Consider the following 21563-nt stretch of genomic DNA (forward strand, 5'->3'; position numbering starts at 1 on the left):
CGGTCAAAAGTCCAATGAAGCAATGAAATCGTCGGTCGCGCCTTGAAGCTTGGCTTCCAGCGCGGAGTTCATTGTTTCCAGCAAGTCGGGGTTGGCCGTCATGGTTCGGCTTGCGAGTTTGAATTGAACATCGATATCGTTTTTCTTGAAAAACAGAATTTGAAGCCTTTCCTGTCTGGCAAGGAACCGGGCTGCCGCGAACCGCATCACCACATTGCCGCTCTCCACTCCGGCGGTTGCGAAACGAAACTCGGAAACGTCAAACCGACGGCTTTCCCTTTCGAAAAGGGTAATCCATGGTTTGTCCTCTTCCATTGTGTGAAGCTGTTCGATGGCCGTAACGATCAGGGAAGCAGCAGTTGCCGCAGGGCCAAACGCGGCTGTCAGAAACGGAACGATGGCTTTGTGGACCGCCACGTTCGATACATTTCTTTCCGTGTATACATCGCCGCCGGCAGTGGTCACCCAATTCAGCCCTTCGAGAACCATTTCGTGACGTTTCACCCACAAATCAGGTGACGACACCACACTGTCGGCCTGGGCCACCTTTTGGGCCGCAGTCAGGCACAGGGCCACGCTTGATCTCAGTTCCGATGAAAGGTCAGCGTCAAACCCAATCATTGTCGAACCGCTGACAATTCCATCAGGCAAGTTGTTGATATCAACAGACGGTGCGGCAGCCGTGGATTCGATGGTTCTGATGGGTGCCGGAATTGGCAGGTTTTCAATAAATGACGGAAGTTCTTCCAATAGCATCATGTGCCCCCAAAAAAATTAGATAAATGCGTAAATAGAATATTCTCCAGCAATAGCAGAAATCGTCGATTCAAACAATTGAAGAGGATACAGCATGAATTTTCGCGAGAAATTAAACGCTTACTCCCGCACCACGTTCAAAAAGGCGTTGAAACATATTCGGCCATCGTAAATTGCCGCAGGTCTACCGGCATCATCCATTTGGGCTATGCAGAAAATTTTTTTTGCATCTATTATGGTGCAAACGATTTGTTGTTAAAGCGTATGAATGCACAAGATCTCGATTTCACTTTGAAAATTTACGATGCGGTTGCAAATCCGACATCATGGCAATCCATTCTCGATGAGATCGTGGAACGGACGGGAGCACATGGCAGTATCGTATTTGAATGGGACGAGACCGGATCAAGCCGAACACTGACCACGCCCCTGCATTCAAGCCGCTACCCGTCCAACCTATTGTCATTCTATTTGGACAAGTGCGCCCATCTGGAAGAGCGCGATCAGAATATTGTCCGCAAGCACACGAACAACCATGACGCAGTCGAGTTGTTGGACGATACATTGATTGCGGCGTCGGCAGATGAATTGCGTAGTACCGAACACGTGAAATTCCTTGAATCCATTGGCATTTTCCATCGGGCTGCCGGAGTAATGAACAAGGACAATCGCTGGATTTCGCTTTTCTCCTTGCAATTGGGCATCGGCCGCCCGCAGCTTTCCGATCAGGAACGTTCTTTTCTCGGCCCGCAATTGCCTCACCTCGCAAAGGCATTGGATTTGTCGATTCCACTGCGACAACTTCACCAGCGCTACAAAGCCGTGCTGTCAGCGATGGATCAATTAACGATCGGATTATGCGTTCTGGACCGGCGCGGCATGATCGTTGCGCGCAACGAAGAGTTCCAGCGGCAGCAGGAGACCCATCGCAGTTTCCGCGTAGCGGCGGACGGGCGCTTGTTGCTTGGCAGTGCGGATGGCAACAAACGCTTGTCGGACCTTATGGAGCACGCCAATCGTCATGGCCAGTTTGGCGCGAGGCCCCGCAAGGAAACTGTGCTGTGCGACCCTGCTGATGCTCTCTGCGTGGAAGTCTCGCCTTTGCAGAACGTCCGCGAGATGGGCGCCAATTCATTTGACGGTTTTCTGGTCTGTTCGACCGATACGAGCCTGCCGATGCAGTGCAACGCTCAACGTGTCGGTGTAGCTTTTGGGCTGACCGAAGCCGAAACAGCGCTTGTTGAGCCGATTGCCATGGGTCTCACGAACCCGGAAATCGCCGACCGGCGCGAGCGGGCGGTCGCAACCATCAATGCGCAAATCAAATCGATACTTTCAAAGTCTGGCTGTGCCAACCGCACCCAATTCGTGCGTGCGATGATGCGCTTCGGAACCCGTTTTCTGCGCAATGACGCGCCCAGGAAGGAGTAGATTTTATGGAAAACTTTGTTCAAATCATGATTTGGATTGTGATCCTCGGCCATGTCGTATTCGCTGGCATGCAGGCTTTCTTCTGGCCTTTTGTCGCCAGTCGGCTTCTGAAAATTGAAGATCCCAAGGCTGTGGAGAGTACCAAACCGGTGGGTACAAGCTTTGCTTCTTATAATTTGAGCATCGCGATAGGGCTGGGTATGAGTTTTCGGCTAGAGGAAAGCCCTCAGCAAGATGTTCAACTAACAGTGCTTGCACTCATCATGTTCACCGCTGTCATTGGATATTTGGGCACAAAAAGTATGGTCATCATGGTGGGTCGTCTTCTACCGGCAGCTGTTGCTTTGCTGTCGTTGATTTTTTTCACATAATTTTCAGATTGGTATTGAATAGGGGACTTGCGTCCACAGCGAATGGCAGCTTTTGCCGATCTACACCGCAGCACGTTGCGAGATGTTTGAAGGTCCATTGTGCCCCGAAGACGACGACCATTCATCTGATCAATCAGTCAGATGCTGCGCGCTCTTTATGGTCAGCTCTTGACCCCAACTCACCGATGCCACACCTGGCGCAAGACGCAGCAAACTGACTTTGCAAGGCCAGAGTTGCTTCGTGCTAGTGGGTATAGGCCGCGGATACGGTAAATCAGCACATCTTTTGTTGCATTTGCCAGGTTCGACCAATTCTTTGCCCGAAAAGTATCTGCCAAATCGATGGATCATAACTAAACGCATTGCAGACCAACCTGTAGAAGCGAAGCTGAAACAGGAGAAATCCCTATGACCAAGAAGATCACCATCATCGGTGCTACAGGACACCTGGGGCATCGCGTGACTGCGAAGCTTGTTGAAAAAGGCGCGAAAGTAACCGCTATCGTGCGAGATCCGATGAAGGTGAAATCTGTTTTCGCCCGACGTTGTCCAGCACGTTCAAGGCGACGTGTCGGATCGGGCCAGCCTGACGTCGGCTTTGCAGGGCACCGAGACGCTATACATTACATTGAACACCGAGACGCTGGACACCACCTTACCCTTCCACACCGAACGGGAAGGCGTGATCAATATCGTTGCGGCCGCGAAAGAGGCTGGCGTTCAGCACATCATGCAAATTGCCGGGGTCGACTACGCGTACCCTGAGTTTTCAACCAAGGGCATGGCCTATGGCACCAACGCGATCCGCAAGGGCGGGATCGATGCCATCAAGGCGTTCGGCATTCCATACACATTCTTCTATTGCTCGTTCTTCCTGGATTCGCTGCCTAAATTCCTGACGGAAAACCAACTGGCCGTTATCGGAAGTCACGTCATCCAATTTGGTTCACCAATTCCAGTGATCTGGCGGAACTGGTCTTCAATGCCATCGGCAATGACGCGGCCAAAAACAAAGAATTTGCCGTCCAGGGCCAGCAGGCCAAGACGTACACTGAGGCGGCGACCGGCTTCCACCAGCCCTCATCGCCACCGTGTACTGGGGTCGGTAAGCGTGTGTCGATTGCGGCATCTTCTGTCGCCCAGCGCTCACCGTGTTGTTTCAAAAATATGTAGTGTTCCGTGTCGTGCTGAGTTTCCTGGACAACCAAAGGGGATGCTAAAGCCAAAGATGCGCAACCTATGCGCGCCGCTCAACTCATCAAGCGGTCTACACAAGAAAAACCCCGCCGGAGCGGGGCTTTAAAGCGCTTAGGAGCGGACCAGCTTTTCGTAGTCTTCCGCAATTTCGCGGGTCAGGTCACCAACCTCGAAAGTGTAGTCGCCGATCTGTCCGACCGGCGTGACCTCGGCCGCGGTGCCGGTCAGCCAGCACTGTTCGAAATCAGCCATTTCCTCGGGCTTGATGCGGCGCTCGTGAACGGTGATGCCCTTGTCCTTCAGCATCTGGATGACTGTCTGGCGGGTGATGCCGTTCAGGAAACAGTCGGCCAGAGGAGTATGAACCTCGCCGTCTTTGACGAAAAAGACGTTCGCACCGGTGGCTTCAGCCACATAACCGCGCCAGTCCATGAACAAAGCATCCGAGCAACCTTTGGCTTCGGCTTTGTGCTTGGAGATGGTGCAGATCATGTAAAGGCCCGCCGCCTTGGCATGAACCGGGATGGTTTCGGGGCTGGGACGTTTCCATTCCGCGATGTCCAGCTTGGCACCCTGCATCTTGGCGTCGCCATAGTAAGCGCCCCAGGGCCAGACTGCGACAGCCATGCGTACCGGGTTCTTGGCCGATGCCACACCCATGTCTTCGCCCGAGCCGCGCCAGACCAGGGCACGTACATAGGCGTCCTGCAGACCGCTGGCTTTCAGCGCTTCTTCCTTGGCCGCCTCGATTTCATCCACCGAATAGGGCATCGGCATGTCCAAAGCCTCGGCCGAGGCGATCAGACGCTCGGAATGTTCGCGGCTTTTGAAGATCTTGCCGTTATAGGCACGCTCACCTTCGAAAACGGACGACGCGTAGTGCATTGCGTGGGTCAGGATGTGGACATTGGCCTCTCGCCAGGGCACCAGCTTACCATCCACCCAAATGGTGCCTTCACGATCATCATACCCCGCCATGCGAACCTCCTGAACCGGGTTGAATTTTCGATTGTTGCGCCACTTAGGTCCGATACGGACACAATATTGCGCAAAAACTGAAAGTCGATACCGCTCTGCCCTTGGAATGTCAATAACGCTGACATAAACTCGGCCCGAGTAACAAATGAGGCATGATATGTCCGAAACCCGCCCGGCCCCGCGTTATGGGGGCGAGAGCCTGTTGTTTTTGACCGATGAGCAATTGCGGCAGGGGATCGAGGCGATGTTCTTTGCCTATCGCGGCTTTACCGCAGACCCGGATCGCATTCTTACCGAAATGGCTTATGGCCGGGCCCATCACCGTGCGATTCATTTTATAAACCGTGCGCCGGGGACGACGGTCAACAACTTGTTAGCGATCCTTGGGGTAACAAAACAGTCTCTGAATCGGGTATTGCGGACCCTGATCGAGGATGGTCTGGTCCAAAGCCGGGTGGGCACAGTGGACAAACGCGAACGCCACCTATTTCTGACTGAGAAGGGGCAAGCGCTGGAAACCACGCTGTCAGATGCGCAGCGGGCCAGAATGCGCGCCGCCTACAAGGATGCCGGTCCCGAAGCCGTGGCCGGATTTCGCAAAGTGCTTGAAGCAATGATGGATGCTGATATGCGTCATGCCTACACGAAACTTCGGGATACAACCTCATGAGCGATATGGATGCCCATCTGCTGATTGTTGACGATGACGAGCGCATTCGCGACCTGCTCAAGAAATTCCTGATGCGTAACGGATTTCTGGTCACCGCCGCACGGGATGCCGCCCATGCGCGGCGGGTGTTGTCGGGGCTGGATTTCGACATGATCGTCATGGACGTGATGATGCCGGGCGAAGACGGTGTCAGCATGACCCGGGCATTGCGCGAAACGCATTCGACGCCGATCCTGCTGCTGACCGCCAAGGGTGAGACAGAACATCGGATCGCGGGCCTTGAGGCCGGAGCGGATGATTACCTGGCAAAACCGTTCGAACCAAAGGAACTGCTGCTGCGGATCAACGCGATCCTGCGCCGGATGCCTGAAACTCCGGCCGAGGAAACTGCGGCAAAAATCCTTAACCTTGGCCCGATCCGGTACGACATTGAGCGTGGCGAGATGTGGCAGGGCGAAGATCCGGTGCGTCTGACTGCGACCGAAAGCCAGTTGATGAAGATCTTTTCAGCCCAACCCGGCGAGCCGATCAGCCGTGCGAAGCTGGTCGAGGATCTGGGACGCGACAAAGGCCAGGCGCAGGAACGTGCCGTGGACGTTCAGATCACGCGCTTGCGACGAAAGATCGAGCAGGATCCGAAGCAGCCACGCTATTTGCAGACTGTGCGGGGCGCAGGGTATATGCTGGCGCCAGATTAACCGAGCCGCTGCGCGGCGTTTTTAGGCCTTCGGCGAGGATATTTTTAGCCAGATGAAGATGGGATCCCAATGACGACTGCACTTTTGACCCATGCCGATTGTCTGGGCCATGTAACACCCGACGGCCACCCCGAGCGGGTAGCGCGGCTGGAACATATCCTGCATGCGTTGGAGGGGTTGGACCTGAAACGGGTGACAGCTCCGCTGGCGGCGGATGATGATCTTCTGCGTGTGCATCCGGATAACTACATTCGGGATATTCGATCCACGCGCCCAGCTGACGGATTTGCACAAATCGACGGGGATACGTTCATGTCTCCGGGTTCGGTTGACGCGGCTTATCGCGCAGCGGGCGCAGCTGTGCGGGCAGTCGATCTGGTTTTGAGTGGCGAGGCGTCGAACGCCTTTTGTGCCATTCGTCCGCCGGGGCACCATGCCGAAACCGAGACGGCCATGGGGTTTTGCCTGTTCGGAAATGCCGCATTGGCGGCAAAACATGCGCTGGATCATCACGGGCTGAGTCGGGTGGCAGTGGTTGATTTCGACGTCCATCACGGCAACGGCACGCAAGACCTGCTGTGGGATGAAGCGCGGGCTTTGGTGATCACGAGCCAGCAGATGCCACTATGGCCTGGATCAGGCCGCCCGGATGAGACAGGTGTTCACGATACGGTGCTGAACATACCGCTGGCCCCTGGCAGCGGTGGGTCAGAAATGCGCTCTGCCTATGAACGCCAGGCCTTTCCGCGATTGCGGGCTTTCAGGCCGGAACTGATCATCGTTTCCGCCGGTTTCGACGCCCATCAGGACGACCCTCTGGCCAATCTGAACTGGTCCACGGGAGATTTCACCTGGATCACGGCCGAGCTGTGCAGGATTGCCGATGAGGTCTGTGAAGGACGTATCGTCTCGACTCTGGAAGGCGGGTATGATCTGAACGCACTGGCTGAGGCCACGCGCGCCCATGTGGAAGAATTGATGAAGGCAGCCCGATGACAGAGACCCCTGTAGACCAGATGACATTCGAACAGGCGATGAAAGAGCTTGAGTCCGTGGTCGGACAGCTTGAACGCGGCGACGTGGCGCTGGACCAGTCCATTGCATTGTACGAACGTGGTGCTGCGTTGAAAAAGCGCTGTGAGGACGAGCTGAAGCGGGCCGAGGAAAAAGTGGCCGCGATCACGCTGGACGCGAATGGTCAGCCGACCGGTACGACGCCCGTCGAAGGTATGTGAATGTTCCCCGAAAGACTTGCGCAGGATGCGGCCAGCATTCAAAGCCAGTTTGATCTGGTTCTGAGCGCATTTGAAGATGTGGATGTGACCCGCGCTATGGCTTACGCCACCCGGGGCGGCAAGCGTTTGCGTGGGTTTCTGGTGCTGGAAAGCGCCCGTCTGCACGATGTTGAAGAAAACCGTGCGATCTGGCCTGCGACCGCTATCGAGGCGCTGCACGCCTATTCATTGGTGCATGACGATCTGCCCTGCATGGATGATGATGATCTGCGGCGAGGACGGCCCACCGTTCATGTGAAATGGAACGAAGGAACGGCTGTATTGGCCGGAGATGCCCTGCAGACCCTTGCCTTTGAGCTTTGTACACGATCTGAAGTTGGGTCCGCAGATGTTCGCGCCGACCTTGCCTTGGCCCTGGCCAAGGCCAGTGGCGCGCAGGGCATGGTACTGGGGCAAGCGCTGGACATTGCCGCGGAAACAGCTGTCGAACCGCTGTCATTGGATGCAATCACGCAGTTGCAAGCGGGCAAGACAGGCGCTTTGATCGAATGGTCCGCTTGTGTTGGATCAATTCTGGCCCAGTCCGATCCGGAACCGTTGCGCCAATATGCCCGGGCACTGGGCCTTGCTTTTCAAATCGCTGATGACATCCTTGATGTTGAAGGTGATGCGGAAAAGGCGGGCAAGCGTTTGCAAAAGGATGCTGAGGCAGGCAAAGCCACATTCGTTTCGCTGCTGGGTCTGAACGCCGCCAAAGCCCGTGCAGGCGAGCTGGTGGATCAAGCCTGCACCGCTTTGGACGGGTATGGCCCGAAGGCTGAAACCTTGAAGGAAGCCGCCCGCTTCGTTATTGCCCGGGACAGCTAAGCCAGGAACGCGCCAAATGTCTGACCGCCCCAACACGCCCCTGCTGGATCTTGTGAACCGACCTGCGGATCTCAAGCAGTTCTCGGACGCACAGCTGCATCAGGTTGCACAGGAGTTGCGGGCCGAGACGATCTCGGCCGTGTCCGTCACGGGCGGGCATCTGGGCGCAGGGTTGGGTGTGGTCGAACTGACGACCGCATTGCACGCGGTCTTTGACACGCCGCGCGACAAGATCATCTGGGACGTCGGCCATCAATGCTATCCGCATAAGATACTGACCGAACGGCGAGACCGCATCCGGACTTTGCGCATGAAGGACGGCCTCAGCGGCTTCACCAAGCGCAGCGAAAGCCCGTATGATCCATTCGGCGCGGCCCATTCCAGCACATCGATCAGCGCAGCTTTGGGGTTCGCCGTGGCACGGGATCTGGGTGGCGTGACACCCGAAGGGTTAGGCGACGCAATTGCCGTGATCGGCGATGGTTCAATGTCCGCAGGGATGGCCTTTGAGGCGATGAACAATGCAGGCCACTTGAAGAAACGCCTGATCGTCGTTCTGAACGACAACGAGATGAGCATTGCGCCCCCTGTCGGTGCCTTGTCCAGCTACTTGTCACGCATTTACGCCGAAGAGCCGTTTCACGATCTGAAAGCTGCCGCAAAAGGCGCGGTCTCGCTGCTGCCGGAACCCTTCCGCGAAGGGGCTAAGCGCGCCAAGGATATGCTGAAGGGCATGGCCATGGGCGGGACCTTGTTCGAGGAGCTGGGTTTTTCCTATGTCGGCCCCATCGACGGGCATGATCTGGACCAGTTGTTGCCGGTCCTGCGCACCGTCAAAGCAAGGGCAACCGGGCCGATCCTGATTCATGTCTTGACGAAAAAAGGCAAAGGCTACGCCCCCGCCGAGCAAGCCCGCGACAAGGGGCACGCCACCGCCAAATTCGATGTGGTGACGGGGGAACAGAAAAAAGCCCCCTCGAACGCGCCTTCTTATACGTCAGTCTTTGGAAAAACGTTGGTCGATGAGGCCGCGCGTGACGACAAGATCGTGGCTGTGACTGCGGCAATGCCCGACGGTACCGGGCTGAACCTGTTCGCCGAACGCTACCCGTCACGCTGTTTTGACGTGGCGATTGCCGAACAACATGGCGTGACATTCTCGGCCGCGCTGGCCGCCGGAGGGATGAAGCCGTTCTGTGCGATGTATTCGACCTTCCTGCAGCGCGGGTATGACCAGGTGGTCCACGATGTGGCGATCCAGCGTTTGCCTGTCCGCTTTGCCATAGACCGCGCTGGTTTGGTGGGTGCCGACGGGGCCACCCATGCCGGATCGTTCGATATCGCCTATCTGTCCAACCTGCCCGGCATGGTCGTTATGGCTGCTGCGGATGAGGCTGAACTGATGCACATGGTGGCAACTGCTGTCGCGCATGACGACGGGCCAATTGCATTCCGCTACCCGCGCGGTGAAGGCGTCGGCGTCGACCTGCCGGAACGCGGCGAGGTTCTGGAGATCGGTAAAGGCCGCATGATCCAAAGCGGTGCTCGGGTTGCCTTGCTGTCCTTCGGCACCCGGCTGGCAGAGGTGCAAAAAGCCGCCGAAGCTTTGGCAGCCAGGGGGATCACCCCAACCATTGCCGATGCCCGCTTTGCCAAACCTCTGGACCGCGACCTCATTTTGGATCTGGCAACCAACCACGAGGCCCTGATCACCATCGAAGAAGGCGCAGTTGGTGGATTTGGCAGCCATGTTGCGCAGCTTCTGGCGGATGAAGGCGTATTTGATCAGGGGCTGAAATACCGCTCGATGGTCTTGCCCGATACCTTCATCGATCAGGCCAGCCCGGCTGACATGTATGCTGTGGCCGGCATGAACGCCGAGCAGATCGAAGCCAAGGTACTGGACGTGCTCGGGGTCGCTTCGATTGGGGAAAAGCGCGCCTAATTCCATTCCCCGGTTACGGCCCGGTTGAAGTGTCCTAGGCGCTCTCCATCTCCATGGTGCGGAAGTCGTTTTTCAGCCAATTGTGTCTGGCGCACATCGGTCTCGTGAAATGCTGCCGGATCAGTTTTCCCATAGCCTTCTGGATCAACACCGATGTTGTTGCGGGGTAAACTTCGGTCGTAAACAGCGACACTGTCCGAACGAAGTTCCTGCCCGGGAATGGCATTGCTTTGACGCTGTTGTGAAAGCGTTGCGTTCGATGGAAACACGCAGCCGTTGTGATGGCCCATCCGCTGCCCTGTGCGACCAGACCGATGATGGACTGATTGCACTCAAGTTCGAAGCGGTTGGGCAGGCTGTACTTGCTGCGGGCCAACTGAATTTCGATCTGTTTACCGATCACATAGTCACGCGAATACCTCAGCAACGGCAATTCCGCATCTGGGGTAAACAAATCTTCGGGCGACCCTTCGAACTTATTCGGCAGCACGACGATGAAAGGATCCCGCATCAAAGGGTATTCGATCAGCCCCTCGGTCCGACCCGGCGGCCTTGTGGCGACGCCGACGTCAATTTTATGTTCCTGAAGTTTGGCGAGGATTTCGTGGCTGGGGCGCGTGAAATGGCGAAAGTTGCAGCGCGGCAGGGCCTGAGCCAGAAAACGAACAAGGTCGGGCGCGATCTGATTGTCGAAGTCATCGATCAAAGCCAATCGCAGGTCCGTCGCATGTTGCCAGTTACCGGTACGGATTTCGGCCTCACCACGTTTCAGAACAGTCAGACCATCGCGAACATATCGGGCGAACACTTCACCTGCCGGGGTTAGCCCCATTGGACGGCGTCCATGGTCCACCAGTTCGATACCTAACGCGTTTTCAAGGCTGCGCAGATGGTTGGATACTGTGCTGATCGACAGACCTGTTTCGGATGCGACCTGCTGAATCGATCCGGATTTGGCGATCAGCTGGAAGACTTCCAGCCATCGAAGGCTCAGAGATTTGGACACGGCAACCGACCACTGTTTCGATTTGTTCGAAACTAGCGAAGCAAAGTTTTGCCCATGCGGCAATGATGAAGTTGGTCGAAACGGTCGAATCTATGCTTTCATACGTGCGAATTCCGGATCATATGGGCTTGGGTTGATAACCGTCGCGCCGAAACGTTGCCCGCACCTATCCAGCTCCATTTCGAGACCAACCTCCGCCAGAGCCGGTTCAACAAAGGCGTGCGCCAGACTCAGCCCTGTGCGATGCCCCCAGTCGCCCGAGGTAATCGTACCCACGACCCTGTCGCCCTGCATCAGAGACGCGCCAGGATGTGCCGGACCGTGAGTCGTATCAATACGCAACGGGACCAACTTACGGCGATGTCCTTCTGACTGTCGCCTTACCAGCGCCTCGCGCCCAATGAAGTCGCCCTTTTCCAAACGCACAAACCTGTCCAGCCCCGTTTCCCAAGGATCAAATTCGGTGATCAGATCGGCTTTCCAATGCAGAAAGCTTTTCTCCATGCGCATCGACTCAACCGCTCTGGCACCAAACAGCTTCAGCCCATGCGCTTCGCCAGCCTCGCGCAGCGCAAGATATGCTGCATAGAGAGAGGCGTTTGGAACATGGATTTCATAAGCCAACTCTCCTGAGAAACTCAGGTTCATTACTGTGGCAGGAGCGATGCCGACAAAGCATTCCCGTACGCTGAGCCAGGGAAACGCATCAGCCGACCAATCGCCTCTGGCACAAGCTGACAATACAGTGCGCGACTTGGGGCCAGCCAAGACCAGAATGGTTTGATCATTCGTCAGGCTGCGCATTTGAACGTCTTCATCATCGCGCAGATGCTGCCGCAACCAATCCATGTCGTGATACTCGCTCGCCGCGGCAGAGCCATACCAAACCCGTTCTGGCCCCCGGGCGCTGGCAGGCAGGTTGGCAACGGTCGCTTCCGCCTTGATCATCCCGTGATGGTTCAGCAGATAGCCCAACCCAACGCGCCCTTCGCGCCGGGCGACAATGCCGCAAAACATCCGATCCAGAAATGCGTGCCTGTCCGCGCCGGTGATTTCAATCCGATTGAACCCGTTTACTTCCGCCAACCCGACATCGGTGCGAACATTCTGGACTTCGGCGGCGATCAGATCGAAGGTTTCGTCAAAATCGAAACTGAGTGTGGGCGCGAAATCCGGGTTGGGTTTGATGTAATCCACCCTCTCCCACCCGTTAACCACCGTAAACTCCGCCCCTTCGGATGCGAGAACGGGGGTCAGAGGTGTCGTCTTGGCGGGTCGGCCAGCCGGGCGGTGTTCATGTGGAAAGTGGAACCTGAATTCGTTCTGATAATCCTCAATCGCCTTGAGCGCCGTGAGTTCTACATTGGCATGGCCTGTAAACCTCCGTGGGTCGAGGCACCAGGTGTCATAACACGCCTCGCCATGCACAATCTGCTGTGCCAGCAGCCACCCGTGCCCGCCGCCTTCGCCCAGACCGGCCCGCAGGCCAATGATGCAATACGCGTTGCGCTTGCCCGGGATCGGACCAACCAGAGGGGCACCATCGATCGTATAGGTAATAGGCCCGTTGACCACGGTGTGAATGCCAACCTCCATCAAGGCAGGCATCCGCGCAAAGGCGCCTTCGAGCACATCGGTTACACGGTCCAGATCATCCGGGCAAAGTGCGTTCACGAAGTTCGGGTCGATCCCGTCCATACCCCATGTCTTGCATTCCTGCTCGTAGAATCCGACCAAAAGACCGTTCTTTTCCTGTCGGCAATAATAGTCGCTGATCGGGCAGCGCAGCAGCGGCATCCGATGCCCGGCGTCCCGGATGGCCTCAATTTCTTCGGTCAGAAAATACTGATGTTCCATGGACGACACGGGATGATGAACCCCCATCATGGCGCCCACTTCGTTGACCCGGTAGCCACAGGCGTTAACGACGATGTCACAGTCGATGTCTCCGTGCTCGGTATGCACGGTCCAGGTGTCATCGCTGTGCTGCGTCAATGCAGTCACAGGCGTGTTTCGGTACACCTCGGCCCCGGCTTTACGTGCCCGACGCGCCAAGGCCTGGCACAATTGGGCCGGGTCGATATCACCGTCCATCGGGTCCCAAAGCCCACCGACCAGGTTGTCGGTTGAAATCAACGGGTGGCGGCGGGCGCATTCGTCTGCGTCAATCACTTCGAAATGCACATCCATGCCCCGCGCCATGGACGCAAAGTGGCGATATCCCTGCATTTGCGCATCTGTATTCGCCAGACGTATCCCGCCATCTCCGTGATGGTAGTTGATCGGGTAGTCCGGATCCTCGGCCAGTTCTTTGTACAGCCGGATCGAATGAGACTTCAGACCCACCATAGTCTGGTTCATCCCGAAATTTGTGACCTGCGCCGCCGAATGCCAGGTCGTGCCCGAGGTCAGTTCGTTCCGTTCAACCAAAACCACATCTGTCCACCCCTCTTGGGTCAGGTGGTACAGCGTCGAACATCCGGCGATTCCACCACCGATCACAACGACTTTGGTACGTGATTTCATTGGCTGTGCTCCCTCGGTTTCCGCACAAGTCTTGCTGAATAACGGGTTGGGCAGACAACCGGACAAACGTCGGTATTGGAAAATCGAAACAGGGATTTCGGATTCTGAAATCGGCAATTCTCCTTTGATGCCGGTGTGTTTTGCACCGTACGGTGCAACGAAGAAGCAAAGGGATTGAGACAGATGCCATCCGAGGGCTCGAAACGCAGCGGTCGAAAGGCGCGGCACGCGCAGCGTGCGGCCAAGCCCGTTTTCGATCCCTGCCCACCCGGTCAGACAGGTGGCGCATACAAGCCATTGACCCAATCGGAAATCGAGCAGATTTTCGAGACTGCCCTGCGGTTGCTGGAAGAGCTGGGCATGGGCAACGTACCAGACAGGCTTGCCGCCGATCTCAGAGCGGCGGGGGCGCAGGACCGGGAACAGGACCGGCTGGTTTTCCCACGTTCCATGGTCCAACAGGTCATCAATTCCGCGGCCAAGCGTTTCGTGTTGCACGGCCGTGATGAAAGCCGGTCCATCGAGGTGGGCGGGGATCGTGTGTACTTTGGCACCGGTGGCGCTGCTGTTCAGACACTCGATATGGACAGCGGGCTTTATCGCCCGTCCACATTGGTCGATCTGCACGACTTTACCCGGTTGCAGGACACGCTGGCCAATGTCAGCTGGTTCACCCGGTGCTGCGTGGCAACGGACGTCCCCGATGTGTTCGATCTGGACGTCAACACGGTTTACGCCCTGGTGCGTAACACAACCAAGCCAGTGGCCACCTCTTTCACCTTGGCAGAACATGTCGCCCCTATTGTCGAGATGCTGGACATCGTCGCCGGAGGGGTTGGTGAGTTTGCCAAACGCCCGTTTCTGAAAGCTCATATAAGCCCGGTCATTTCACCGATGCGATATGGTGAAGACGCCGTGGACGTCGTTTATGAATGCATCGCCTATAACATACCGATGTCCTGCATCACCGCTGCTCAAGCAGGGGCAACTGCCCCGGCGACGCTGGCCGGGTTTCTGGCGCAATCTCTGGCTGAGACGCTCGCCAGCCTAGTGATGGTCAACACGATCGAACCCGGTTTTCCAATGGTCTTTTCCAACTGGCCTTTCATAGTCGACCTCAGGACCGGTTCATTTGCCGGAGGCAGCGGAGAGACTGCGATCCTGAATGCAGCTTCGGCGCAGATCACGAACTGGCTGGGATTGCCATCGGGCGTGGCCGCTTCGATGGCAGATGCCAAGGCTATTGATGCCCAATACGGGGCGGAAAAAGGCACCACGTCGCTTGCAGCGGCCTTGGCGGGTGGCAATCTGATCTATGAAAGTTCGGGGATGACTGCGTCCTTGCTGGGCGCAAGTTTCGAGGCCTTTGTTCTGGACAACGAAATGCACTCTCACACCTATCGGGTTTTGCGCGGGATCGAGGTCACCGAAGCGAACCTCGGCTTCGACGCCATTTGCAAATCGGTTTTGGGTGACGGGCACTTTCTTGGCAGCGCACACACATATGAAGCGATGGAGCGAGATTACTTCTACCCGCAACTGGCCGACCGTCAGGAGCCACGCACTTGGCAAACCGAAGGCGCGATGGATGCGTGGTCGTCCGCCCGGCAGGTCGCTCAGGACGTCTTGCGAACGCATTACCCTGAATATCTCACGCCGGAGCAAGATGCCGCAATTCGCAGGCGTTTTCGCATACTGACCTGACTAAGGACAGGCGTCCCACGTCGGCAGATGAGCCGCTAGGATCACCGAAGGACCCAAAGAGGACAGACTAAATGACCGATTCATTTTTTCAGCCGGTATCAGCCATGGAGCTCGCTCGGTTTGCGGGCGTTCCCTCATTCATGCGCCTACCTATTATGGATCTGGATCACGAACGCATCTCAGAAGTCGAACTGGGCATTGTTGGCATTCCTTGGGACGGTGGCACCACCAATCGTCCAGGTGCACGGCATGGCCCGCGGCAATTGCGGGACTATTCCACGATGATCCGGGCGATGAACCCGGTCACGGGCGTCGCGCCCTTCTCGCTGGTGAATTGCGCGGATCTCGGCGATGTCGCGCCCAACCCGGTCGACATTGATGACACGCTGGATCGGGTCACGCGTTTCTATTCGAACCTGAAGGCGCGCAATATCGCGCCCTTGACGGCCGGGGGGGATCACCTGACCACCCTTCCCGTCCTGCGTGCCCTGGCTGCTTCGGGGCCGGTTGGCCTGATCCAGTTCGACAGTCACACGGACTTGTTCGACACCTATTTCGGCGGCCACAAGTTCACGCACGGCACCCCATTCCGTCGTGCGGTTGAAGAAGGGCTGGTCGACCCCAAACGCTTTGTTCAGGTTGGAATCCGGGGCACAGCGTACAACACCGAAGATATCGAATGGGGTGAGGCGCAGGGCATCCGTATCATCCGCATCGAAGAGCTGTTCGACCGGGGCATCGACGACGTGATGACCGAAGTGCGCAGCATCGTCGGCACCGAGCCGACCTACTGCACCTATGACATCGACTTCGTAGACCCGACGTACGCACCCGGAACCGGCACACCGGAAATTGGCGGGCCCAACAGTTTTCAGGCCCAGCAGGTCATTCGAAAGATGTCCGGCCTGAACCTGGTTGGTGCCGACCTTGTCGAAGTGGCGCCGCCCTTCGACCCCGAAGGTGGCACAGCGTGGCTTGGTATCTCGCTGATGTTCGAACTGCTTTGCGTTCTGGCTCAGGCCGTCGTTGCGCGCCGCGGTTAATCCGCGGCGACCTTCTCGGCGATCATTGAAATCATCTCGAACATCACTGCCGCGGCAGTCAGGGCGGTGATGTTGTTGGGGCTGTCTTTGGTGGGCATCATGCAGACCACATCTCCGCCCACGATATTCAACCCGCGCGCCGCGCGCAGGAGTCCTACCGCCTCGTCAATGTCAAACCCCTTCTCGCCCGGTTCTAGGTTGGAGACTGCGGGCGCTACGGTCGGGTCAAGACAATCCAGATCGAACGTGATGTAAACAGGTCGGTCGCCCAGCACCTCTTTGGTCTGGGCCACGACGTCCTCCAACCCGCGCTGACGAAACTCGCGCATTGTGACGATGTTATAGCCGTAGTCGTAGGACGGTTGCAGCCAGTCCAGACTGCGTGGGTGGCCCCGCAACCCGATCTGCATCGAACGGGTTGGATCTACCTGCCCTTGATCGGCCAGATACGCACCCCAATGTGCCGCCGATTTCTTGGCCCCCAGAAAGTGATCAACCTTGGTAAAAACGTCCGTATGGGCGTCCAGATGCAGGAAGCTGACAGGTTCCCCACCGGACAGTTTTCCACACCCCAAGGCCTGCACTATACCACCGGTGATAGAATGATCGCCGCCGATAGAAACCGGGCGTGCGCCGGCCGCATCGATATCCTTGTAGAATTCGGTGATCCGTTCGATGCAGTCTTCGTTGTCATTCGCCCTTGGGAACGGAACGTCCCCGACATCGGCAATTCGTGCGCTGTTCCATGGGTCGATCTCGAAAACCGAATGCACTCTGCGCTGAACAGCCGAGACGTGCCGCAAGGCGCGCGGCCCCAGATGCTGGTCTCTCTCTGTTGTGCCGTTACCCGTTGAATGCGGTACGCCCACCAAAGCGATATCCTGCCCCTCTGGTCCGACATTGGGACAACGAAACATCGTCGGAATGCCCCACCAATACAGGTTGTCCATCATAGACTGTTCATAGCGGTCGGCCATTTACACCTCCGGTCAAAGAAAAACGCCCCCGATTGGATCCGGGGGCGCTTGCGTTTAGATTTTTTCGTCTTCCCTCCGGAACGCGCCTTGCACGATCCGGTCCATAACCATGGCGAGGAACAGAATTGCAAAACCGCCCAGCAGGCCCGGCCCCTTGGCGGCATATTGCAACGCCTCAAGGATTTCCTTGCCCAGACCGCCACCGCCAATCAGCGAAATGATCACGACCATGGACAGACACATCAGGATGGTCTGGTTCACACCTGTCATGATCGATGGCAAGGCAAGCGGGATCTCAACGTCCTTCAGCAGTTGCCATTTCGAGGCCCCAAAGGCGACGGCAGCCTCTTTGATGCTCTCTGGAACCCCACGCATACCCAAGGCCGTCAATCGAATAACCGGCGGCATACCGAAGATGATCGTGGCCAGAATGCCCGGCGGGTTACCGGTGCCAAAGAAGGCAATGATCGGGATGAGATACACGAAGGCCGGAAGCGTTTGCATCAGGTCCAGAACCGGTTCCGCCGCACGATACGCGCGCTGCGACTTACCGAACCAAATGCCCAGCGGAATGCCGAAGATCACGCAAAGCAGCACCGCCGCACCAACCAGAGCAACGGTTTCCATCGCCACGTCCCAGTACCCCAGCAATGCGATATACGCCAAGGAAGACGCAGTGAAGATCGCAACTCTCGGCCCCGCCGCACGCCAGGCTGTTACACAGATAACCAGCATGACCACCGGCCAGGGTGAGCCGATAAGCGCAATGGTCAGCGCATCAAGCACCGAACGCACACCCGCCACGATCCCGTCGAAGATGTCACCGCCTGCTGCCGCAGCTGCGTCGATCCTGGCTTCCATCCAGCTCGCCAGGCTTGAGAACAGTGTGCCGTTGCCCTCGCCCAAAATCATCGCGGATACTTGCTGTTCGGGGAACGCATCCAACAACGGAAGCGAAGCGTTTACAGTGAACTTGTAAACGATTAAGGGCCCGATAGCGCCGACAAGAACAGCACCCAGAACTGTGTTTCGGGTCGAGCGTCCACTTTCCGTGCTGTCTGGGTTGATGCGCCAATTCGAATACTGTTTTTCGTAGACGCGGTCGGCGTAGAACCCTTGGACGGCCTTGAACACCAGCAACATCAACAACCCGGTGATCAGGATACCCGTGGCCTCGGACTGCGCAGCCAGAGCCCTTTCCAGACTTGTATCCGCCGCTTTCTGAATATTCTCGGCCAGTTTGGTGAAACGATCAATATCAGCCTGTTCAGTGGCATCCGCCGCCCGGGCCAATAGTTCTGCCGCGCGTTCCTGCTGACGTGCAGCACGGTCCGCGAAATCCGCGCCGGGATTGCCCCAGGCACCTCTGCCGATTTGGACCCACGCAATGATCTCGAGGATCAAGAAGGTCCAGAACATGCCCCAAATTGCGCGTGACGCGGACCAGAACGGCCCAAGCACAGCCGCCCACATATTGAACGTGTTGGGAATAGCACTGGTGGCGTCGTGGATCTTGTGGAAGGCGTTGACGTAGTAGTCTCCATTCGGACCCGCGAACTCTTTGATTGAAAGATCCAGCGTCTCGCGATCCACTTCGATATCTGAGGCGGCTGTTACTTTCATCTCTGTGGCTGCATCAGTCATTCTTGCCCCCCTGAATACCCCGCAGCAGACGCGGCTTGGTCACGACACCCACATCACTACCCGCATCCGTGATGACGACCGGCAGCTCAGAATTCACTGCGAGATCGATCAGTTGATCCAAATCCGCACCTTCATCTGCCCGGGGCGCTCCGTCGAGTGTTCCGGAATAGCTCTCCATCGGCTCCATGATGGAATGCGCTTTGACCAGTTTGAGCTTGGAGATGCCCTGAACAAATTCCCGCACGTAATCATCGGACGGGTTCATGACGATATCTTCTGGTGTACCAATCTGAACGATCACACCGTCTTTCATAATCGCAATGCGGTGGCCGATGCGTATAGCTTCATCCAGATCGTGTGTGATGAACAGCGTGGTTTTCTTGAGCTGCGCCACGAGAGCTTTGAACTGGTCCTGCAATTGCAGGCGGATCAGCGGATCAAGGGCGGAAAAAGGTTCATCCATCAACAGGATTTCCGGATCCGACGCCAGCGCCCGTGCGATCCCCACACGTTGCTGCATCCCGCCCGAAAGTTCCTTGGGTAACCGGTCTTCGTAGCCCGTCAGGTTTACCAAGCTCAATGCGTGATCGGATACAGCCCAGCGTTTCGATTTAGGGACCTTTCGGATCTCCAAAGGATAAGCCACGTTATCGCGCACCGAACGGTGCGGCATCAGCGCCATATGTTGAAACACCATACCGATTTGCTGGGCGCGAATGCGACGCAGCTCGGATTCCGAAAGCTTGGAAACATCGTGACCCAGAATTTCGATCCGGCCAGCTGTCGGCTCGATCAATCGGTTCACATGTCGCACCAATGTGGATTTGCCCGAACCGGACAGGCCCATGATGCAGAATATCTCGCCTCTCGGCACTTCGAACGTGGCACCCTGAACGCCCACGACACAGTTGAACCGCTCCAGAACCTCTGGCTTGCCTATGCCTTCGTTTCGGACTGCCTCCATTGCCTCTTCTGCCCGAGACCCGAAAATTTTCCAAACATTTTCTAATTTTACGACAGGTTCTTCCATTTATCCCCCGCAGGGCATTGCCCTGTCCAAATGAAAAGAGGCCGCCGCGAATTACCGCGACGGCCCCAAGAGTGGTGGTTTAGTTTGTTAGCCAGCCAATAACGGTGTCTTCATTCGCAGCCACCCATTCTTTGGCGAAATCAGCTGCTTCGACGTTATCGACGGCCAGAGCCTTGCCCATCGCGCTCAGATCATCCCCGGTCATCTGATAATTGCTGAACAGAGCGGCCACTTCGGGATAACTCTCTTCCAGCTCTTTTGCGTAATGCAGGTGAAGCGTCGCGCCGTTCCAGGCCGAGGATGCCTCGGATTTGGCCAACCAATCCGGGTCATCCGTGGGCTGAACAATTGTCCAGGTGGCCGGGTCATGGGCTGGTTCTTCCAGAACAGTCAGATCCTGCGTCACGAAGATATAGTGAGGGCTATAGCAGAACCCGATCCACGGATCGCCCGCCTTGGTCGCATTTGCCAAATTGGCATAAGCAATGGTTTCTTCGTACTCGGTCAGATCGAATATCTGGTCATACCCATATGACTTGGCACGTATCTTTTCGACCACGGTCGAAGCCCAGCCCGGCGCACCGATCCAGACCTCGGGCGTTCCATTCCCGTCGGTGTCAAAGATCGCCACCTTGTCCGGGTCACTCAGGTCATCGATTGACTTGATGCCATGTTGTTCCGCGACATAGGTCGGCACGCACATACCCTGCTCTGCCTGAACCGGTTTTTGATTCATGACGACCGTGCCATTGTCTTTGACATAGGTGTCATGCAGGTTTTGCTGGTTCGGCATCCAGACCTCAGGGTGGACATGCATCGAGCCGCTGTCCATCGCCTCAAAGACAATAGGATTGGTACCGTTTTGCAATTCCACGTCTAGGCCCAGGTTTTCTTCGATAACAACCTCAAGAATATGTGCCGTGGCATTCACCGAGGCCCAGTTCGGCACACCGATCACGATATCCGCGGCCAAGGCCGGCCCGGCGATCACAATCGAGGCACTTCCCAGTAGCGTCGCAGTTTTTTTCATCTGATATCTCCATGTTGGACAGCTTCAGCGCTTGATTTTCTCACCGTTACGAACGGTGGTGCGCTTTTGATTATTTTTGTAGCTTTTGCTTTTTGGTCTTTTTGGCCAGCGATATTGGCGGCTGACATGACCATGAAAGTCAAACACGCGAGCGCGCTGCCCATCAAGTGATACGTTGTTCTAACTATTAGATGCGAAATTATCGAAGATCAGTTTCAGTAATATAAGATAAGCGCCGGTGACTTAAATGCTTTGAAACCGGTGAGGTTTTGTCCCATTTAAACTTACTTGCCGCAGTTACCTTACCACAAATAAAAACACCGCGCGAAGGCGGCGTATAAGTGTTTGATATCCGATCTAGAAGTTTGGTTTTGGTGTTAGGCTTTGACCCTCTGACCTTCAGGTTATGAGCCTGACGAGGTGAAGACGTTAAGCGATTGATCCAGTGGATCAAT

The 21563-nt window shown here is 56.5% G+C and carries 20 protein-coding genes and 1 pseudogene; 12 read left to right on the forward strand and 9 right to left on the reverse strand.

The genetic code is table 11. From position 1 onward, the window contains the following. Positions 1-3: 3 nt before the first annotated feature. Entirely contained in the window at positions 4-756 is a 753-nt protein-coding gene (locus tag ACR0LF_RS12030; protein ID WP_480579621.1) for a hypothetical protein, read from the reverse strand. A gap of 3 nt (positions 757-759) precedes the next feature. On the opposite strand from ACR0LF_RS12030, the gene ACR0LF_RS12035 reads away from it, so the two are divergent. The 4 genes and pseudogenes from ACR0LF_RS12035 (at position 760) to ACR0LF_RS12050 (ending at position 3861) form a co-directional block, all read left to right on the forward strand. Then, positions 760-2187 carry a helix-turn-helix transcriptional regulator gene (locus ACR0LF_RS12035; RefSeq protein WP_480579619.1) on the forward strand — a complete coding sequence of 476 codons (1428 nt, stop codon included), beginning with the start codon at positions 760-762 and terminating at the stop codon, positions 2185-2187. Positions 2188-2192: 5 nt separating this feature from the next. Next, positions 2193-2558, forward strand: coding sequence for a DUF1304 family protein (locus ACR0LF_RS12040; RefSeq protein WP_480579617.1), 366 nt, complete (start codon positions 2193-2195; stop codon positions 2556-2558). A 408-nt stretch (positions 2559-2966) separates the two neighbouring features. Beyond that, positions 2967-3080, forward strand: a pseudogene (locus ACR0LF_RS12045) (NmrA family NAD(P)-binding protein); the annotation flags it as partial. A 7-nt stretch (positions 3081-3087) separates the two neighbouring features. Next, positions 3088-3861: an SDR family oxidoreductase gene (locus ACR0LF_RS12050; RefSeq protein ID WP_480579950.1), complete on the forward strand. Its 774-nt coding sequence runs from the start codon at positions 3088-3090 to the stop codon at positions 3859-3861. A gap of 5 nt (positions 3862-3866) precedes the next feature. Here the strand turns inward: ACR0LF_RS12050 and ACR0LF_RS12055 are convergent, their stop codons facing one another. Next, complete coding sequence (locus ACR0LF_RS12055; protein ID WP_480579615.1) at positions 3867-4733, reverse strand: branched-chain amino acid aminotransferase; 867 nt, start codon at positions 4731-4733, stop codon at positions 3867-3869. A gap of 157 nt (positions 4734-4890) precedes the next feature. Between ACR0LF_RS12055 and ACR0LF_RS12060 the strand changes: the two genes are divergently transcribed. The 6 genes from ACR0LF_RS12060 to dxs all read left to right on the forward strand — a co-directional run bounded on the left by ACR0LF_RS12060 (position 4891) and on the right by dxs (position 10148). After that, positions 4891-5403: a MarR family winged helix-turn-helix transcriptional regulator gene (locus ACR0LF_RS12060; RefSeq protein ID WP_480579613.1), complete on the forward strand. Its 513-nt coding sequence runs from the start codon at positions 4891-4893 to the stop codon at positions 5401-5403. Further along, positions 5400-6101, forward strand: coding sequence for a response regulator (locus ACR0LF_RS12065; RefSeq protein WP_480579611.1), 702 nt, complete (start codon positions 5400-5402; stop codon positions 6099-6101). Before ACR0LF_RS12060 ends, ACR0LF_RS12065 begins: the two co-directional genes overlap by 4 nt. 69 nt (positions 6102-6170) lie before the next feature. Further along, positions 6171-7097 (forward strand): histone deacetylase family protein, encoded by a 927-nt coding sequence (locus tag ACR0LF_RS12070; protein ID WP_480579609.1) that lies wholly within the window; start codon positions 6171-6173, stop codon positions 7095-7097. Next, positions 7094-7336 carry an exodeoxyribonuclease VII small subunit gene (locus ACR0LF_RS12075; RefSeq protein ID WP_480579607.1) on the forward strand — a complete coding sequence of 81 codons (243 nt, stop codon included), beginning with the start codon at positions 7094-7096 and terminating at the stop codon, positions 7334-7336. Before ACR0LF_RS12070 ends, ACR0LF_RS12075 begins: the two co-directional genes overlap by 4 nt. Next, positions 7337-8203: a polyprenyl synthetase family protein gene (locus ACR0LF_RS12080; protein ID WP_480579605.1), complete on the forward strand. Its 867-nt coding sequence runs from the start codon at positions 7337-7339 to the stop codon at positions 8201-8203. It begins immediately after the preceding gene. Positions 8204-8219: 16 nt separating this feature from the next. Continuing rightward, positions 8220-10148, forward strand: a complete 1929-nt coding sequence (gene dxs, locus ACR0LF_RS12085) for a 1-deoxy-D-xylulose-5-phosphate synthase (RefSeq protein WP_480579603.1) — start codon at positions 8220-8222, stop codon at positions 10146-10148. A gap of 34 nt (positions 10149-10182) precedes the next feature. Here the strand turns inward: dxs and ACR0LF_RS12090 are convergent, their stop codons facing one another. Together ACR0LF_RS12090 and ACR0LF_RS12095 are read right to left on the reverse strand one after the other, a co-directional pair. After that, positions 10183-11154 carry a LysR family transcriptional regulator gene (locus tag ACR0LF_RS12090; RefSeq protein ID WP_480579601.1) on the reverse strand — a complete coding sequence of 324 codons (972 nt, stop codon included), beginning with the start codon at positions 11152-11154 and terminating at the stop codon, positions 10183-10185. Between the two features lie 90 nt (positions 11155-11244). Beyond that, a complete protein-coding gene (locus ACR0LF_RS12095; protein ID WP_480579599.1) occupies positions 11245-13680 on the reverse strand; it encodes a GcvT family protein in 2436 nt (811 codons plus the stop codon). Positions 13681-13863: 183 nt separating this feature from the next. On the opposite strand from ACR0LF_RS12095, the gene ACR0LF_RS12100 reads away from it, so the two are divergent. Both ACR0LF_RS12100 and ACR0LF_RS12105 read left to right on the forward strand, forming a co-directional pair. Further along, positions 13864-15384, forward strand: a complete 1521-nt coding sequence (locus ACR0LF_RS12100) for a trimethylamine methyltransferase family protein (protein WP_480579598.1) — start codon at positions 13864-13866, stop codon at positions 15382-15384. 71 nt (positions 15385-15455) lie between these two features. Further along, complete coding sequence (locus ACR0LF_RS12105) at positions 15456-16427, forward strand: agmatinase (RefSeq protein WP_480579596.1); 972 nt, start codon at positions 15456-15458, stop codon at positions 16425-16427. Here ACR0LF_RS12105 and ACR0LF_RS12110 read toward each other — a convergent pair. The 5 genes from ACR0LF_RS12110 to ACR0LF_RS12130 all read right to left on the reverse strand — a co-directional run. After that, entirely contained in the window at positions 16424-17404 is a 981-nt protein-coding gene (locus tag ACR0LF_RS12110; protein ID WP_480579594.1) for an arginase family protein, read from the reverse strand. The genes ACR0LF_RS12105 and ACR0LF_RS12110 overlap by 4 nt on opposite strands. A 54-nt stretch (positions 17405-17458) precedes the next feature. Further along, positions 17459-19048 carry an ABC transporter permease gene (locus ACR0LF_RS12115; protein WP_480579592.1) on the reverse strand — a complete coding sequence of 530 codons (1590 nt, stop codon included), beginning with the start codon at positions 19046-19048 and terminating at the stop codon, positions 17459-17461. Continuing rightward, entirely contained in the window at positions 19041-20078 is a 1038-nt protein-coding gene (locus tag ACR0LF_RS12120) for a quaternary amine ABC transporter ATP-binding protein (RefSeq protein ID WP_480579590.1), read from the reverse strand. Before ACR0LF_RS12120 ends, ACR0LF_RS12115 begins: the two co-directional genes overlap by 8 nt. A gap of 79 nt (positions 20079-20157) precedes the next feature. After that, positions 20158-21108, reverse strand: coding sequence for an ABC transporter substrate-binding protein (locus tag ACR0LF_RS12125; RefSeq protein WP_480579588.1), 951 nt, complete (start codon positions 21106-21108; stop codon positions 20158-20160). Positions 21109-21307: 199 nt separating this feature from the next. Next, positions 21308-21563, reverse strand: a 256-nt coding sequence (locus ACR0LF_RS12130) for a hypothetical protein (RefSeq protein WP_480856349.1), incomplete at its 5' end; no start/stop codon positions are given.

Source organism: Ruegeria sp. E8 (assembly GCF_056533985.1).